A 15,527-nucleotide genomic window follows, 5' to 3' on the forward strand; every position below is an offset into this window, starting at 1 on the left:
CTCAGTGGCCCCGCTCGGCGCCGCCGTTGACCTGGATCACCTGTGCGGTGATGTGCCGGGCGCCGGGGGACGCCAGCCAGTGCAGGGTCTGGGCGATGTCCCCGGGCGTCCCGGCGCGGCCGGTCGAGGTCTCGGCCACGAGCCGGTCGCGGCGCGCCGGGTCCATCGTGTCGCCGAAGAACCCGGTGGCCTCGACATAGCCGGGCGCGACCACGTTCACCGTGATGCCGCGCGGCCCCAGCTGCCGGGCCAGATCGAAGGCGTACGGGTGCAGCGCGGCCTTGGACGCGGCGTACGCCCCGCTGCCGGAGCCCCTGTAGGCGGCGATGGAGCTGAGGAAGAGCACACGCCCGCCGGGCGAGGCGAGCCGGTCCCGTAGCGCCTCCGTGAGCAGCGCGGCGGTCAGCACGTTCAGCCGGAAGTTGACGGTCCAGGTGTGCGCGACCGCGCCGAGCGGGTCGTGGACCTCCGCCTCGGGCTCCAGATGGCCGGCGCCGCCCGCGCTGTTGACCAGGACGTCCACGGTGCCGAACTCGTCCGCCACGTACCGGGCGACCCCGCGCACGGCGTGCGGATCGCTCAGGTCGGCCGCGTAGGTGAGCGCCCCGGGCACGTCCGCCCTCTGGAGCATCTCCGCGCGCCGGCCGATGAGCAGCACCCGGTCGCCGTCCGCGGCGAAGGCCCGCGCCGCGGCGAGTCCGATCCCCGTGCCACCGCCGCTGATCACCACATTGCGTGCCATGATCCGATCGTACAAAGCCGGGGCGCGAAGGGGCGGTTCAGCGCAGACTGCGCACGTCCAGGTGGCGCAGCACCCGGTCGACGATCTCGGGGTCCGCCCCCGGTTCGCTGCGGGCGGCGAGCACCTCGTGGCGCGCCGCGCTCAGCATCTCCCCCTGGATCCTGCGCAGCCTCCGCAGCCGCTGGGCACGCTGCACATGCGCCTCGCGCCGCTCCTCGTCGCCCAGGTCGGGGCTGATGCGGGCGCCGATGTCGAAGGCCCGCCGCAGCAGCTGCTCGGTCAGCTCCTCCGGCAGTTCCTCGACCTCCTCGATCTCCTTGAGCCGTCGCTTCGCCGCCTTGGCCGCGCGGATGGCCAGCCCCCGCTCGAACTCCTTCTCGCCGACCGTGTCGGCGCGTACCCCCAGCCTCTTCACCAGCAGCGGCAGCGTCAGCCCCTGGAGCACCAGGGTCGCCATGATCACCCCGAAGGCGATGAACACGATCTCGTTCCGGTCGGGGAACGGCGCACCGTTGTCCATGGTCAGCGGGATGGCCAGGGCCAGCGCCACCGAGGCCACGCCGCGCATCCCGGACCACCACATCACCACGGTCTCCCGCCATGACGTGGGGATCTCCTCGTCGTAGTCCCGCCGGGCGTGCAGCCGCTTGGTGAGCCAGGTCGCGGGCAGCAGCCACAGCAGCCGTACGAGCACCACGACGGCCACGATCGCGGCGGCCCAGCCGAGCATCTCGCCCCACCGCCCGGCCGCGGTCCGGATCGCATGGTGCAGTTCCAGCCCGATGAGCCCGAAGGCGACCCCGGTGACCAGGGTGTCCACCACGTCCCAGAACGTGTGTCCGGCCAGGCGCATCAGCACGTCGTCCGGGTCGCTGGCGTACTCCGCCAGGAACAGCGCGGTGACGAGCACGGCCAGCACGCCTGAGCCGTGCAGTTCCTCGGCCAGCACATAGGACGCGTACGGCACCAGGAGCGTCAGGCCCACTTGCAGGGTGGCGTCCTCCAGCAGGCCGATCAGCTTGTTGGCGACCCAGCCGAGGGCCATCCCGACGAGCAGCGCGACGACCGCGGAGAGCGCCAGTTCCAGCAGGGCCCGTGGCAGCGAGAAGGTTCCGGTGACGGCGGCGGCGATCGCGACGTGGTACAGCACGATCGCCGTGACGTCGTTGAACAGGCCCTCGCCCTCCAGGATCGACACCAGTCGGCGGGGCAGCCCGAGCTGTCCCGCGACAGCGGTCGCCGCGACCGGGTCGGGCGGAGCGACCACCGCGCCGAGCGCGACCGCGGCCGCGACCGACGGGCCCGGCACGATGCTGTGCGCGACGGCGGCCACGGACACGGTGGTGACGAACACCAGCGCCACGGCCAGCAGGAAGATCGGCCGTTTGTTGGCCGTGAACTGCCGCCATGAGGTCCGGCGCACCGCCGCGTACAGCAGCGGCGGCAGCAGGGCGGGCAGGATCAGCTGCGGCGGGATGTTCACATTGGGCACGAAGTCGGGCAGCGCGAGCGCGATCCCGAGCAGGGTCATCAGCACCGGCGCGGGCAGCCCCAGCCGGTCGCCGATCGGGACGCTCACCACGGCCCCGAGCAGCAGCAGGAGCAACAGGGCCAACTGATCCACGGTCAGCGCTCCGGGAGGTTCGACGTTCACACGGCGGGGGTCCAGCCTGCCATCTCACCCCCGTCGGCTGCCCCAGGCGCCCCAGGTCACACCGGGCGTCGCATCGCCCGGTGAGGTATCCCGGCGTCGGGGAACTCCGGGCCGTACGCCGTGTAGCCGAGCCGTTCGTAGAAGCCCAGGGCGTGGGTCTGCGCGTGCAGGTCCACCGCGGTCAGGCCCCGCGCGCGTGCCGCGTCCTCGATCGCCCGCACCAGCGCGGCGCCGACGCCGAGACCCCGTGCCTCCCGGTTGACCGCGAGCCGCCCCAGGGAGCCCACGGACGGATCGCCGCCGTTCTTCGCCGCGGCCGCCTCCCCGTACAGCAGCCGGCCCGTGCCGAGCGGCACCCCGTCCTGCCGTATCGCGAGCACATGGACGGCGTCGGCGTCGTAGGCGTCGTACTCGATGTCCTCGGGGACGCCCTGCTCTCGGACGAAGACCTCCTTGCGGACCGCGAAGCACGCCTCGCGGTCGGCGGGGTCCTCGGCGGGGCGCACCTCGAACGCGGCGGTCATGACCAGCTCTCCTCACGCACCTTGTCCAGCGCCTTCTGCAGGTCAGCGGGGTAGGCGCTCTCGAACTCCACCCACTGCCCGTCCGCCGGGTGCTCGAAGCCGAGGCGCACCGCGTGCAGCCACTGCCGGGTGAGTCCCAGTCGCTTGGCGATCGTGGGGTCCGCGCCGTACGTCAGGTCGCCGACGCACGGGTGGCGGTGGGCGGCCATGTGGACGCGGATCTGGTGGGTGCGCCCGGTCTCCAGCTTGACGTCGAGCAGGGAGGCCGAGCGGAACGCCTCGATGAGGTCGTAGTGCGTGACGGAGGGCTTGCCCTCGGCCGTGACCGCCCACTTGTAGTCGTGGTTCGGGTGGCGGCCGATGGGCGCGTCGATGGTGCCGCTGGTCGGGTCGGGGTGGCCCTGGACGAGCGTGTGGTAGCGCTTGTCGACCGTGCGCTCCTTGAACTGACGCTTGAGCGAGGTGTACGCGCGCTCCGACTTGGCCACGACCATCAGGCCGGACGTGCCCACGTCGAGGCGGTGCACGATGCCCTGGCGCTCGGAGGCGCCGGAGGTCGAGATGCGATAGCCGGCGGCGGCGAGACCGCCGATCACGGTGGGCCCCGACCAGCCGGGCGAGGGGTGCGCGGCCACGCCGACCGGCTTGACGATCACGACTACGTCCTCGTCGTCGTGCACGATCTCCATGCCCTCGACCGGCTCGGCGACCACCTGCACCGGCGCGGGCGCCTGCGGCATCTCCACCTCGAGCCAGGCACCGCCGTGCACCCGCTCCGACTTGCCGACGACGGTGCCGTCGACCTGCACCTTGCCCGCAGCGGCCAGCTCCGCGGCCTTCGTACGGGAAAAGCCGAACATGCGGGAGATGGCGGCGTCGACGCGCTCGCCCTCCAGGCCGTCGGGTACGGGCAGGGTGCGGATCTCGGGAAGCGTGCTCACCCCGTCGAGTATGCCGGACGGGTCGGACAACGCCGTACGAGAGTCCCGGCGGTCAGTCCTTGTGGACCGTTCCGTCCGGGTCCAGGCCCCGGAAGGACAGCAGCACGATCAGGATGCCGCCGCAGACGATCGCCGAGTCGGCCAGGTTGAAGACGGCGAAGCCCTTGGGCGCGATGAAGTCGACCACCGCGCCCTTGAAGACGCCCGGCGAGCGGAAGATCCGGTCGGTGAGGTTGCCGAGGGCGCCGCCGAGCAGTAGGCCGAGCGCGATCGCCCAGGGCAGGCTGTAGAGCCTGCGGGCGAGACGGGCGATCACCACGATGACGGCGGCGGCGATCACCGTGAAGATCACGGTGAAGGCCTGGCCGAAGCCGAAGGCGGCGCCCGCGTTGCGGATCGCCTCCAGGCGCAGCCAGTCCCCGATGATCTGGATCGGCGCGTGGTGCTCCAGCTTCGCGACCACGAGCAGCTTGCTCGCCAGGTCGAGGGCGTAGGCGATGGCGGCGACCGCGATCAGGGCCCCCATCCGGCGCCTGCCCCGCGGCGCCTCGGTGGCGTCGGCGCCCGGCGTCCGTGCCCCGGCGTCCTGCGCCGGGACGCCGGACTTCTCGGGCCCGGCCCCCGCCGCGTCTGGGATATCCGGCGTACCGATGATGCGCTCCGCCTCTGCCACGTGAGTCCCTCAACCTAGGTGCCTGACTGAGGACGAGAGTACGGCACGACCTCGCCGGACCCGCCGTTCAGGAGGGCACCGTTACCGGCGTTCCTGTTTCTGCTTGCACTCCACGCACAGCGTGGCCCGTGGAAATGCCTGCATACGTGCCTTGCCGATGGGATTGCCGCAGTTCTCGCACAGGCCGTAGGTACCGGAGCCGAGACGATCCAGGGCGCGCTCGGTCTGTTCCAGCATCTCGCGCGCGTTGGCGGCGAGCGCCATCTCGTGCTCGCGCGTGATGTTCTTGGTGCCGGTGTCGGCCTGGTCGTCGCCCGCGCCGTCCCCGGAGTCGCGCATCAGGCCGACCAGCGCCTGCTCGGACGCGTCGATCTCGCCGCTCAGGCGCGCCGCGTCGCTCTCCAGCTCCGCGCGTGCCTCGGCGACCTCCTCGGGGGTCCACGGGGCCTCGCCGGGGCGTACCGCCAGTTCGCCGGGCTCCACCGCGGCGATCCGCGCCTTGGGAACCGCCGTGGGGGTCGTCGCCGTCGTGGCCGTGCCAGGAGTCTTCTTCGCAACCACCGTCGTGGCTCCCGTCTGCTCCGCGGCCCTGCCAGCGCCCGCCTTCTTGGCCGTGCTCTTCTTGGCCGCACTCTGTGTGGGGGTGCTCTTGCCGACCACCGCCCTCTTGGTGGCGGCGCCGGTCGCCGCCCTGTCGGCGACGGTCTTCCCCGCCGCCTTCTCGGTGACCGTGCCGGTCGCCGCCGCCTTCTTGCGGGCCGCGGCCTTCCGCGCCACCGGTCGCTCGGGACCGCCTTTCTCCTTGGCCGCCCGGGTTTCGGCCGCAGCCTTCCCGGACGCCGCCTTCGACGAAGACGATTTCCCGGATTCGGCCTTCTTGGTCCTGGTCGCGGCCTTCCCCGCCTTTGGGGTGCCGGCCTCCTTGACGGCCGCCTTCTTGACCACCGTTCCGCCCTTCCCGGCAGCCGTCCTCGTGGCGGCGCCCCCGGGGACAACCGCCTTGCCGGCCGGGGCCTTCCCCGCCGCCTTGCGAGGCATCGCCTTCCCGGCAGCCGCCTTCTTGCCGGCCTCCTTCTCGGCGGCCTTCTTCCCGGACGCTGTCTTCTTCCCCGCCGCCCTCGTGGCCACCGCTTTCCCGGTGGCCGATTTCCCTCCGGCAGCCTCCCGGACCGCCGCGTCACCGGCAGCCGTCTTCCCGGGCGCGCCCTCGAACGTCTCCTCGGAGGCGCCCTTGTCGGCGGCCGTTCCCCCGGTGGCCCTCCTGCGGGAGGCCGTCTCGCGGGTGGCCTCCCGGGTGCCCGGCTTGGTGGCCCCCGCCTTCGTCGTGCCCGTCCTCATGGCTGCGGTCTTCCCGGCGGCAGCCTCGTGGACAAGGGCCTCCGCCGTGGCCGGCGTCCCGGTGGCGCCCGCCCTCGAAGCCCTCTCCGCGCGGCCCGCCGCCTCTGTACGAGCCGTTGTCCCGGCGGCCGTCCTGCCGGTCACCGGTCTTCCCGCGGCCGTCGCGCTCCCGTCGATCCCCGGGGGCGCGGCCGCCCGCGTGCGCCCGGCCCCGGCGGCGGCCGCACGCGGCGCCTTCACCGGTCTGGCCGTACGCCGTGCCGATGCGCTGTGAGTGCTCTTCGTGCCGTTCACATCCCTGGCGGCCGCCACCCCGCCGGAGGCAGTCGCAGCCGTGGTTCTGCCGAACGACGGCTGCTGTACGGCGGTCTTTTTCGCCACCATGGCCGCGGCCCCTTCACATATTGTGATCTCGCGCGCAAATCGTGCTGGGACGATAAATCGACTTCTGGCCCGCGGCAACGGGGCACGCCAACGTTTCGCCCGCCCCGCGCGTGCCGCGTGACGAGCCTGCATCCGTTGTGCCCAGCTCTCCGCCCGGTAATCCGCCGGGACCGCCGCCCCCGGGATCCGGATTCCCGCGCCTCGCCATTCGGGTCACCCGGCGGCCCCGGGCTTACCGGCCGGTGAAGCCCGGGAAGCCTGGCAAGGAGGAAAACCGGTCGGCCGCCGTAGGTGCGGCGCCGTACACTGGGCGGAGCGAAAAGCGTGGATGGGGACGAGTAGCGGCGTACGCAGCCCAGAGCGACCCGGGGACGGTGGGAGCCCGGGGGCGAGCGCGACGTGAAGATCACCCCGGAGCCGCCGGAAGAAAGCCTTGGACAGCGGGCCCCGCCCAGGGACCGCACAGGGCCGGTAGACCCGGCATCGCGACCCCAATGAGGGGGCTCGCCGGAGCGTAGGGCGCACCGGAGGGCCAAGGAGGGTGGTACCGCGGGAGCGCGCCGCACACGGCGTACGGAGAATTCACCGAATTCCCGGCTCTCGTCCCTCCGACGGAAGGCAGCACGTCCGCCGGAGGAAGATCCATGACGCAGTACCGCCAGGTGCCCGCCCAGGTCGACCTGCCCGCACTCGAGCACGCCGTGCTCGACTTCTGGCGCGAGCAGAAGATCTTTGCCAAGAGCCTGGAGCAGTCCGAGGGCCGCCCCGAATGGGTGTTCTACGAGGGCCCGCCCACAGCGAACGGCATGCCGGGTGCCCACCACATCGAGGCCCGTGTCTTCAAGGACGTCTTCCCGCGCTTCCGCACCATGCGCGGGTACCACGTGGGCCGCAAGGCCGGCTGGGACTGTCACGGCCTCCCGGTGGAGCTGGCGGTCGAGAAGGAACTCGGCTTCAACGGCAAGCAGGACATCGAGGCGTACGGCATCGCCGCGTTCAACGAGAAGTGCCGCGCGTCGGTGACCCGCCACACCGACGCCTTCGCCGAGCTGACGACCCGCATGGGCTACTGGGTCGACCTGGACGACGCATACCGGACGATGGACCCCGAGTACGTGGAGTCGGTCTGGTGGTCCCTGAAGGAGATCTTCAACAAGGGGCTGCTGGTCCAGGACCACCGCGTCGCCCCCTGGTGCCCCCGCTGCGGCACCGGTCTGTCGGACCACGAGCTGGCACAGGGCTACGAGACGGTCGTCGACCCGTCGGTCTATGTCCGTTTCCCGCTCACCTCCGGTCCGCTGGCCGGGCAGGCCGCGCTCCTGGTGTGGACGACGACCCCTTGGACGCTGGTCTCCAACACCGCGGTCGCCGCGCACCCCGAGGTCACCTATGTCGTCGTGACGAACGGCGAGGAGAAGCTCGTCGTCGCCGAGCCGCTCGTCGGCAAGGCGCTCGGCGAGGGCTGGGAGACCACCGGGCAGAGCTTCACCGGCGCCGAGATGGAGCGCTGGACGTACCAACGCCCCTTCGAGCTCGTGGAGTTCCCCGAGCCCGCCCACTACGTGGTCAACGCCGAGTACGTGACCACCGAGGACGGCACGGGTCTGGTCCACCAGTCTCCCGCGTTCGGTGAGGACGACCTCAAGGTCTGCCGCGCGTACGGCCTGCCGGTGGTCAACCCCGTCCGCCCCGACGGCACCTTCGAAGAGAACGTCCCGCTGGTCGGCGGCGTCTTCTTCAAGAAGGCGGACGAAAAGCTCACCGAGGACCTCCAGCAGCGCGGTCTGCTCTTCAAGCACATCCCGTACGAGCACAGCTACCCGCACTGCTGGCGCTGCCACACCGCGCTGCTCTACTACGCGCAGCCGTCCTGGTACATCCGCACCACGGCCATCAAGGACCGCCTGCTCGCGGAGAACGAGAAGACCAACTGGTACCCGGAGACGGTCAAGCACGGCCGCTTCGGCGACTGGCTGAACAACAACATCGACTGGGCTCTGTCCCGCAGCCGTTACTGGGGCACCCCGCTGCCGATCTGGCGCTGCGAGGACGACCACCTCACCGTCGTGGGCTCCCGCGCGGAGCTGACCGAGCTGACCGGCACGGACCAGTCGGGCCTGGACCCGCACCGCCCGTTCATCGACGAGGTCACCTTCGCCTGCCGCCACGACGGCTGCGGCAAGACGGCCACGCGCGTGTCCGAGGTCATCGACGCCTGGTACGACTCGGGCTCGATGCCGTTCGCGCAGTGGGGCTACCCGTACAAGAACAAGGAGCTGTTCGAGAGCCGCTACCCGGCGCAGTTCATCTCCGAGGCGATCGACCAGACCCGCGGCTGGTTCTACACGCTGATGGCGGTCGGCACTCTGGTCTTCGACCAGTCCTCGTACGAGAACGTGGTGTGCCTCGGCCACATTCTCGCCGAGGACGGCCGCAAGATGTCCAAGCACCTGGGCAACATCCTGCAGCCGATCCCGCTCATGGATCAGCACGGCGCGGACGCGGTCCGCTGGTTCATGGCCGCCGGTGGCTCCCCCTGGGCGGCCCGCCGCGTGGGCCACGGCACGATCCAGGAGGTCGTCCGCAAGACGCTGCTGACGTACTGGAACACGGTCGCCTTCCAGGCGCTGTACGCCCGTACGTCGGGCTGGGCGCCCAGTGCGGCGGACCCGGCCCCGGCCGACCGCCCGGTCCTGGACCGCTGGCTGCTGTCCGAGCTGCACGCGCTCACCGACCAGGTGACCGAGGCCTTGGAGGGCTACGACACCCAACGCGCCGGCAAGCTGCTGTCGGCGTTCGTCGACGACCTGTCGAACTGGTACGTCCGCCGCTCCCGCCGCCGCTTCTGGCAGGGCGACAGGGCAGCGCTGCGCACCCTGCACGAGGTCCTCGAGACGGTCACGAAGCTGATGGCCCCGATCACCCCGTTCATCACCGAGCGGGTCTGGCAGGACCTGATCGTGCCGGTGACCCCGGGCGCCCCGGAGTCGGTGCACCTGGCCGCCTGGCCCGAGGCGGACCTGTCCGCGATCGACCCGGAGCTGTCGAGGCAGCTGGTGCTGGTTCGCCGGCTCGTCGAGCTGGGCCGGGCCACGCGCGCGGAGTCGGGCGTCAAGACGCGTCAGCCGCTGTCCCGCGCGCTGATCGCGGCGACCGGCTTCGAGACGCTGAACCCGGAGCTGCACACGCAGATCACCGAGGAGCTCAACGTCGAGGGTCTCGCCTCGCTGAGCGAGGTCGGCGGCAGCCTGGTCGACACGACGGCGAAGGCGAACTTCCGCGCGCTCGGCAAGCGGTTCGGCAAGCGCGTCCAGGACGTGGCCAAGGCGATCGCGGGCGCCGACGCGGCGGCGCTGTCCCTGGCGCTGCGCGAGGGCACGGCCGCGGTGGAGGTCGACGGTGAGACGGTCACCCTCGCGCCCGACGAGGTGATCATCACGGAGACCCCGCGCGAGGGCTGGTCGGTGGCGTCCGACTCGGGTGCGACGGTCGCGCTCGACCTGGAGATCACCGAGAAGCTGCGCCAGGCCGGCCTCGCCCGCGACGCGATCCGGCTGATCCAGGAGGCCCGCAAGAACAGCGGCCTGGATGTCGCCGACCGCATCGCGCTTCGCTGGACCTCGACGGACCCGGCGGTCATCGCGGCCCTGGCCGAGCACGCGGAACTGATCGCGGACGAGGTCCTCGCCCCCGAGTTCGCCCAGGGCGAGGCGGACGAGACCTACGGCGAGCCGTTCACCGACGACTCCCTGAGCCTCACCTTCCGCCTGCGCAAGGTCTGATGCCCGCACGAAGGCCCGGGCCCGCCGGAGAAATCCGGTGGGCCCGGGCCTTCGGCGTTGCGTACGCACGCACAGCCGCTCCCCCGACCGAACAGACGGGGCAAAAACCCCGAACGCGCGTAGCACAAGGGCGGGGCCCCGGATCACTCGATCCGGGGCCCCGCCCTGAAATGCTGCCGACTCCTATGACTGACGCAAGGACGTCAGTTGTCGTCCTCGTCGATGAGGAAACCGCGCATCGGCGAAGGCGCCTGGCCCATCGGCGAGGGGCCCTGCGGACGCACCGGCGCCATCGGCTGGGTCATTGCCGGGGACATCTGCTGCTGGCCGCCGTAGGACGGTGCGGAGGGAGCCGGGCCCCCACCCATCGTCTGGTTGCCGCCGTACGACGGGGCGCTCGCGCCCGCCGGAGCCATCGACGGAGCCGACGGCGACGGCAGGGACGGCGCGGCCGGGCTGCGCGGCGGGGCTAGCGAGTCGTCGGCCTGGGTCTCCAGCTGGCGCAGCTGCGACTCCAGGTAGGACTTCAGACGCGTGCGGTACTCGCGCTCGAAGCCGCGCAGGTCCTCGACCTTGCGCTCCAGCGTGGCGCGGGCGGACTCCAGGGAGCCCATCGCGACACGGTGCTTCTCCTGCGCGTCCCGCTCCAGGGCGTCGGCCTTGGCACGGGCGTCGCGCTCCAGACCCTCGGCGCGGCTGCGGGCCTCACCGACGATCTTGTTGGCCTCGGAGCGGGCCTCGGCGATCGCCTGGTCGGCGGTCTGCTGGGCCAGCGAGAGGACACGCGCGGCGCTGTCGCCACCGGGACCCTGACCGGGCATGCCCGGACCGCCCATGGGGCCGCCCATCGGACCACCCATGGGGCCACCCATCTGCTGCTGCATCGGGGGCTGGCCCCCCATCGGCCCCTGGCCCATCGGACCTTGTCCCATCGGGCCCTGACCCATCGGGCCCTGACCCATCGGGCCTTGTCCCATCGGGCCCTGACCCATCGGGCCGGGTCCCTGGGGACCACCCTGACCGCCGCCGGGGCCGGCAGGCAGCTGCGGGGCACCGCTCGGCAGCTGGGGCGGACCACCCATGGGGCCACCCATCTGCTGCTGCGGCGGGCCCGATATGCCGGCGGGTACGGGAGCACCGGGACCGCGCATGCCCTGCGGGGGCATCCCCTGCTGGGGCATGCCCTGCTGAGGCATCCCCTGCGGCTGGTCCTGCGGCTCCGGAGGCTTCCGCATGTTCTGCTGGTTCTGCGCGGCGGCACGGGTCGCCGCGGCCAGCTTGGCGCGCAGGTCCTCGTTCTCCCGGAGCAGACGGGTCAGTTCGGCTTCGACCTCGTCGAGGAAGGCATCGACCTCGTCCTCGTCATAGCCTTCTCGGAGGCGGACGGTCGTGAACTGCTTGTTCCGCACGTCCTCGGGGGTCAACGGCATCTCTTCACCTCAACGTAGTCATCGGCAGTCGGCAAGACCGTATCGTCCACATTCACCTCGCGAGATTCCCCACGATGGAGATCAGGATGTAGACGATGATCATCAGTACGAAGAAGGACAGGTCGAGCGCCACGCCCCCGAGACGCAGCGGCGGGATGAACCGCCGCAGAAGCTTCAACGGTGGATCAGTGACAGTGTAGGTGGCCTCAAGAACGACCACCATCGCCTTGCCGGGTTGCCATGAGCGGGCGAACTGGAACACGTAGTCCATGACCAACCGGAAAATCAGCACGACGAGGAAGCACATCAGCGCGATGTAGACAACCTCCAGGAACACACCCATGATCCGTGCTGCCCTCTCCCCTGTTCCTAGGTCTTTCCGGTCGTGCGTCTCAGCTCTGGTTGAAGAACCCGCCCTCTGCGATGCGGGCCTTGTCCTCCGCCGTGACATCGACGTTAGCAGGAGACAACAGGAACACCTTCTGCGTCACCCGCTCGATACTGCCGTGAAGACCAAACACCAAACCGGCCGCAAAGTCGACAAGTCGCTTCGCATCTGTGTCATCCATCTCAGTCAGATTCATGATCACCGGCGTGCCCTCACGGAAGTGTTCCCCGATGGTACGGGCCTCGTTGTAGGTCCGGGGGTGGAGCGTGGTGATCCGGTACGGCTCTCGTTCGGACACGACCTTGGGCATGATCACCGGTGCGTTCTTCTCCAGGCTCTGGCGTTCTTGTGTGATGGATGCCACGGGAGCGATCCGGGCGGGACGCCCGGATTCCGCGGGCAGCGAAGGGGAGTGGACCACCGGATCGCGCTGCGCCGGCGGCTGAACCACTCGCACCGACTCGTCCCGTTGGGGCTGAAGTGCCTGGTGTGACAGGTGGGACGGCTCGTGCCGCCTGTGGTCCCGCTCCGGTTCCGGGTCCAGCTCGGGCTCGAAGTCATCGTCGGGATCGAATCCCCGGCCGTCGTACCCATCGTCCTCCACGAGGCCGAGGTAGACCGCCATCTTGCGCATCGCGCCGGCCATGCTCTGAGTCCTCCGCTCTGTGGTGGATCCGCTGACGACCGCCAAGTGCCCGCGATCCACGAGGTCGTTTCGCCCGCCTATCAGCGGTAATGACCATATTTTCTGCTGTGGTCCGACTTCTTGGCGACGTTACCCGAGCCCGGGGCGGACTCCGAGTACCGCAGTGCCGACGCGCACATGTGTCGCCCCGGCAGCCACGGCCTGTTCGAGGTCCGCACTCATTCCTGCCGAGACCATGGTTGCAGCCGGATGGGCTCGGCGCAGGTCGGTCGACAAATCCATCAACCGCTCGAACGCCGCCTGTTGACGCCCCGCGTACTCCCCGGTGAGCGGCGCGACGGTCATCAGTCCGTCCAGCCTCAGCCCGGGGGCCTCGGCGACGAGATCGCCCAACTCTTCGATTCCCTGGGGCGCCACACCTCCCCGCTCCCCCCGGCCGCCCTCGTCCGCGTCCAGTGCGACCTGGAGGAGACAGCCGATCTCGCGCCCGACGCGCACGGCCTCCTTCGACAGCGCCGTGACGAGCCGCGAACGATCGACAGACTGCACAAGACCTGCGTAACCAACCACAGATCGCACCTTATTGGTCTGCAACTGGCCCACAAAATGCCATGTAAGCGGCAGATCCGAGCATGCGGCCGCCTTCGGCGCCGCGTCCTGGTCCCGGTTCTCGGCGACGTCACGCACACCGAGTTCCGACAGAATTCGCACGTCGTCGGCCGGATATGTCTTGGTGACCACGATCAGGGTCACCTCCTCGCGCTTGCGCCCGGCAGCCCGGCAGGCGGCCGCGATACGCTCCTCGACTTTCGCGAGGTTTGCGGAGATTTGTTGCTTACGGTCCGTCATGCCCCATCAGTCCAGCCAGACATATCCCGCGAGCCGACCCGTGGTCCGGTCGCGGCGGTACGAGAAGTGGTCGCCCGACTCACGCGTGCACACCGGCGACTGCGCCCGGTCGCACACCCCGAGCCTTTCGAGCTGCGCGTGCACGCCGGCGGCCACGTCGACCGCGGGAGTGCCCCAGCTCGTCTCGGCGTGCGCCGCCGGCTCGACGACGGCCACCTCGGCGCGCATCTGCTCCGGCACCTCGTAGCACCGGCCGCAGACCGTGGGTCCCGTGCGGGCGACGATCCGGGACGGCTCGGCGCCCAGTTCCATCATCGCGCGGACGGCGGCGGGGACCACCCCCGCCACCATGCCGGGCCGGCCCGCGTGGGCGGCGGCCACGACCCCGGCCACAGGGTCGGCCAGCAGGACGGGGGTGCAGTCGGCGACGAGCACGGCGAGCGCGAGGTCGCGCCGGGTGGTGACGATCGCGTCGACCTCGGGCACCGGTCGCGCGCCCCACGGCTCGTCGACCACAGCCACGTCCCGGCCGTGCACCTGGTTCATCCAGACCACCCGGCCGGGGTCCAGGCCCAGCGACTTCGCGGCCAGTTCGCGGTTGGTGCGCACGGCCTCGGCGTCGTCGCCGACCGCGCCGCCGAGATTGAGCTCCTCGTACGGAGCGGCGCTCACCCCACCCCACCGGTCGGTGAAGGCGAAGTGCGCGCCGCTCGCGGTATCGCGCTGTCCTATCACTTGAGGAAGTCCGGTACGTCCAGCTCCTCGGCCGCGCTGTCCGAGTAGGTCCGGGACGGCGGGATCGGAGTCGGGGTGACCGGCAGCTCGCTCACCGGCTCCGGGGCGGGCTCCGGCGCCTCCTTCGGCGTGACGCTGCCCAGCGAGCCGAAGGACGGGCGGCTCTCGGCGGGACGCGACGGGGCGGGCTCCTCGCGCCGCGCCGAGGACGAGCCGAGGACGTTCTCCCGCTTGGCGGGCGGCTGGCCGCCGTCGAAGCCGGCGGCGATCACGGTGACCCGCACCTCGTCGCCGAGGGCGTCGTCGATCACGGCGCCGAAGATGATGTTGGCCTCGGGGTGCGCGGCCTCGCTCACCAGCTGGGCGGCCTCGTTGATCTCGAAGAGGCCGAGGTCGGAACCGCCGGAGATGGACAGGAGGACACCGCGGGCGCCGTCGATGGACGCCTCCAGCAGCGGCGAGGAGATCGCCATCTCGGCCGCGGCCACCGCGCGGTCGTCGCCGCGGGCCGAGCCGATGCCCATGAGGGCGGAACCGGCCTCCGACATGACGGACTTGACGTCGGCGAAGTCCAGGTTGATCAGGCCGGGGGTGGTGATCAGGTCGGTGATGCCCTGGACACCGGAGAGCAGCACCTGGTCCGCCGACTTGAAGGCGTCGAGCACGGAGACCTGGCGGTCCGAGATGGACAGCAGCCGGTCGTTCGGGATGACGATGAGGGTGTCGACCTCTTCGCGCAGCTCGGCGATGCCGTCCTCGGCCTGGTTGGCGCGGCGGCGTCCCTCGAAGGTGAACGGGCGCGTGACCACACCGATGGTGAGGGCGCCGAGGGAGCGCGCGATGTTGGCCACGACGGGCGCGCCGCCGGTGCCGGTGCCGCCACCCTCACCGGCCGTCACGAAGACCATGTCGGCCCCCTTGAGGACCTCCTCGATCTCCTCGCGGTGGTCCTCGGCGGCCTTGCGGCCGACGGCCGGGTTGGCGCCGGCGCCGAGTCCGCGGGTGAGTTCACGGCCGACGTCGAGCTTGACGTCGGCGTCGCTCATCAACAGAGCTTGCGCGTCGGTGTTGATGGCGATGAACTCGACGCCCTTGAGACCGACCTCGATCATCCGGTTGATGGCATTGACACCACCGCCGCCGACACCGATGACCTTGATGACTGCGAGGTAGTTCTGCGGTGCTGCCACGTCGAAGGCCTCTCGCCTCGAATTACGTTGCCGGCGCCCCGCGGGTGCCCCGCGGTCCGACGGCAGATGCCGAATGGGACGGTCCGAACGCCGACCCGAACCCTCACCCTGAAGTTTAGGGTTACCAGTGTGTCTGTTCCTTGGACTCTTCCGAACAGGACACTAAGTCGACAAGTGGCGCGCGTACAACGAACACGCCGAACCTCCCGTTTTTCTTTTCACCCTATGTGATCAGCCGTAGCGGTGCCCAA

The 15,527-nt window shown here is 70.7% G+C and carries 14 protein-coding genes; 2 read left to right on the top strand and 12 right to left on the bottom strand.

The window, feature by feature from the left end:
* Position 1 precedes the first annotated feature (1 nt).
* From ACFYX0_RS03070 to ACFYX0_RS03095, 6 genes are all read right to left on the bottom strand, one after another.
* Entirely contained in the window at positions 2–742 is a 741-nt protein-coding gene (locus ACFYX0_RS03070; protein ID WP_355903904.1) for an SDR family oxidoreductase, read from the bottom strand.
* 37 nt (positions 743–779) lie between these two features.
* The gene (locus tag ACFYX0_RS03075) at positions 780–2,366 is read right to left on the bottom strand and encodes a Na+/H+ antiporter (RefSeq protein ID WP_388965929.1); all 1,587 of its coding nucleotides are present in this window, start codon (positions 2,364–2,366) and stop codon (positions 780–782) included.
* Between the two features lie 86 nt (positions 2,367–2,452).
* Entirely contained in the window at positions 2,453–2,920 is a 468-nt protein-coding gene (locus tag ACFYX0_RS03080) for a GNAT family N-acetyltransferase (protein WP_311690897.1), read from the bottom strand.
* Positions 2,917–3,861 (bottom strand): RluA family pseudouridine synthase, encoded by a 945-nt coding sequence (locus ACFYX0_RS03085; protein WP_355903910.1) that lies wholly within the window; start codon positions 3,859–3,861, stop codon positions 2,917–2,919. Before ACFYX0_RS03085 ends, ACFYX0_RS03080 begins: the two co-directional genes overlap by 4 nt.
* 52 nt (positions 3,862–3,913) lie before the next feature.
* Positions 3,914–4,534: a signal peptidase II gene (lspA, locus tag ACFYX0_RS03090; RefSeq protein WP_388965677.1), complete on the bottom strand. Its 621-nt coding sequence runs from the start codon at positions 4,532–4,534 to the stop codon at positions 3,914–3,916.
* Between the two features lie 81 nt (positions 4,535–4,615).
* Positions 4,616–5,872, bottom strand: a complete 1,257-nt coding sequence (locus ACFYX0_RS03095; RefSeq protein WP_388965680.1) for a TraR/DksA family transcriptional regulator — start codon at positions 5,870–5,872, stop codon at positions 4,616–4,618.
* 46 nt (positions 5,873–5,918) lie between these two features.
* Between ACFYX0_RS03095 and ACFYX0_RS03100 the strand changes: the two genes are divergently transcribed.
* Entirely contained in the window at positions 5,919–6,146 is a 228-nt protein-coding gene (locus ACFYX0_RS03100; RefSeq protein WP_388965683.1) for a hypothetical protein, read from the top strand.
* A gap of 754 nt (positions 6,147–6,900) precedes the next feature.
* On the top strand, positions 6,901–10,038 hold the full coding sequence (ileS, locus tag ACFYX0_RS03105; RefSeq protein ID WP_388965686.1) for an isoleucine--tRNA ligase: 3,138 nt from the start codon (positions 6,901–6,903) through the stop codon (positions 10,036–10,038).
* A 203-nt stretch (positions 10,039–10,241) separates the two neighbouring features.
* On the opposite strand, the gene ACFYX0_RS03110 is transcribed toward ileS, so the two are convergent.
* From ACFYX0_RS03110 to ftsZ, 6 genes are all read right to left on the bottom strand, one after another.
* Complete coding sequence (locus ACFYX0_RS03110; protein ID WP_388965689.1) at positions 10,242–11,468, bottom strand: DivIVA domain-containing protein; 1,227 nt, start codon at positions 11,466–11,468, stop codon at positions 10,242–10,244.
* Positions 11,469–11,520: 52 nt separating this feature from the next.
* Positions 11,521–11,811, bottom strand: coding sequence for a YggT family protein (locus ACFYX0_RS03115; RefSeq protein ID WP_234515022.1), 291 nt, complete (start codon positions 11,809–11,811; stop codon positions 11,521–11,523).
* Between the two features lie 49 nt (positions 11,812–11,860).
* On the bottom strand, positions 11,861–12,502 hold the full coding sequence (locus tag ACFYX0_RS03120; protein ID WP_388965692.1) for a cell division protein SepF: 642 nt from the start codon (positions 12,500–12,502) through the stop codon (positions 11,861–11,863).
* Positions 12,503–12,631: 129 nt separating this feature from the next.
* Positions 12,632–13,351: a YggS family pyridoxal phosphate-dependent enzyme gene (locus ACFYX0_RS03125; protein ID WP_388965695.1), complete on the bottom strand. Its 720-nt coding sequence runs from the start codon at positions 13,349–13,351 to the stop codon at positions 12,632–12,634.
* Between the two features lie 6 nt (positions 13,352–13,357).
* Positions 13,358–14,086, bottom strand: coding sequence for a peptidoglycan editing factor PgeF (gene pgeF / locus ACFYX0_RS03130; protein WP_388965698.1), 729 nt, complete (start codon positions 14,084–14,086; stop codon positions 13,358–13,360).
* Positions 14,083–15,276, bottom strand: a complete 1,194-nt coding sequence (ftsZ, locus tag ACFYX0_RS03135) for a cell division protein FtsZ (RefSeq protein ID WP_355903935.1) — start codon at positions 15,274–15,276, stop codon at positions 14,083–14,085. Before ftsZ ends, pgeF begins: the two co-directional genes overlap by 4 nt.
* Positions 15,277–15,527: the final 251 nt, after the last annotated feature.

Source organism: Streptomyces sp. NPDC002573 (assembly GCF_042889625.1).
In the GTDB taxonomy this organism is placed as follows: domain Bacteria; phylum Actinomycetota; class Actinomycetes; order Streptomycetales; family Streptomycetaceae; genus Streptomyces; species Streptomyces gibsoniae.